The organism is Leisingera sp. F5 (genome assembly GCF_001593695.1).
Genome location: NZ_LUKH01001104.1, coordinates 1 through 1,272, shown reverse-complemented (window position 1 = coordinate 1,272; position 1,272 = coordinate 1). Strand labels below are relative to the sequence as shown.

The following is a 1,272-nucleotide window of genomic DNA, read 5'->3' as shown; positions in this document are numbered from 1 at the left end:
GTGAAACGGGGAGCCGGACTTGCCGTCCCGGAAGGAGAGGGCGGTCTCGTACTCGAATTCAATGATGTCCATCGAGGCCGGAACAAGGTCGATGCCCGGGAAATAGGTCTTGCGGATCACTTCCCTGATAGGCAGCGGCGCCTTATAGCTCACCACGTTGTAGGAGCTGGGCATGTCAGGCATCAGCTCCGGGGACAAGCCGAAGAGGTTGGTCATCGACGCCTGCGCGTCAAGGTCGACAAGCAGGAGGCGATAACCTCGTAGCGCCAGAAGCTGCGCCAAATTGGTTGTTGAACTGGTCTTCGAAACGCCCCCCTTGAGGTTGAAGACCGTGACTACCTTCAGCTCTTCTCCAGGCTGCCGGCGCCGGTACTCCTTAATGGAAATACGGCCCTCCTTCCAGAGAAATTCCCGGATTTCCTGCATCTCTTCAGCGGCAAAGTAGCGCCGATTCCCGTTTACCAGCGTGCCTGTCGGCATCTTGTCAGCGTAGGTCTTGATGTAGTGGCGGAAGGTGTTCGGATTGATGCCGATGAAGTCGCCCACCTCCTTCATTGAGTATGAACGCAGGCCCTTTTGAGCATCCGGAGGAAATATCTCTGTGCTATGGTCCTGCAAGCTCTTTGAAAGCTTGCTCGAAAAGGTCTCAAGCCTTTTCGAGCCTCGAATCCCGCTCATACTGTCCTCAATTTTTTATTGTGTTTAGCTTTGCATAACAGGTTTCAGGCAGAGTTCCACAAATTTCTGTTGAGGGGGGCTGTTGGGTGTTGAGGCGCCTCGCTACTGCTGAGGTAAATATTCCCTGTTATTCAAGGGCTTTTGGCACAAATCCCGCGGAAGCAAGGCTATCCACAGACTTATGCACAGGCATGCAATGCCGATGATCGTTGCTTGAGCGCAACCGAAAGATGCCCGACAGGGGTCACGCGGTCAGGGATGCTGGAAGCTCTGATTGATTCTGCAAATCGAGTGTACTTCCGAAAAAGCCTTCCCATTCCGAGAGCTCGGACCGGTCGATGATCGAAACATCGACCTCCCAGGGCATCGGGTCGTCCTCATCGCAGCCAGACCCGGTCGGTTACTTCACAGTGCCTTGGCCTTATACGTCAGGCACTGCGACCGGTTCATCTCGAGCCGCCAAACTCTACTTTGGCCGTGCCTCGCGGCAGCCACCAATGATTTCACCTCACTAACAGCACTCCCCTCAAGCAGCCTGTTCCTTTTTGATAGCCGTAGAAAACAGCCCATCTATTTGGGCAAAGATCCTCCCGC

At 54.5% G+C, this 1,272-nt stretch carries 1 protein-coding gene; it reads right to left on the bottom strand.

Going from position 1 to position 1,272, the window contains the following annotated elements; genetic code table 11:
• Nucleotides 1-678, bottom strand: a 678-nt coding sequence (locus A2I95_RS39265) for an AAA family ATPase (protein WP_291737774.1), incomplete at its 3' end; no start/stop codon positions are given.
• Nucleotides 679-1,272: the final 594 nt, after the last annotated feature.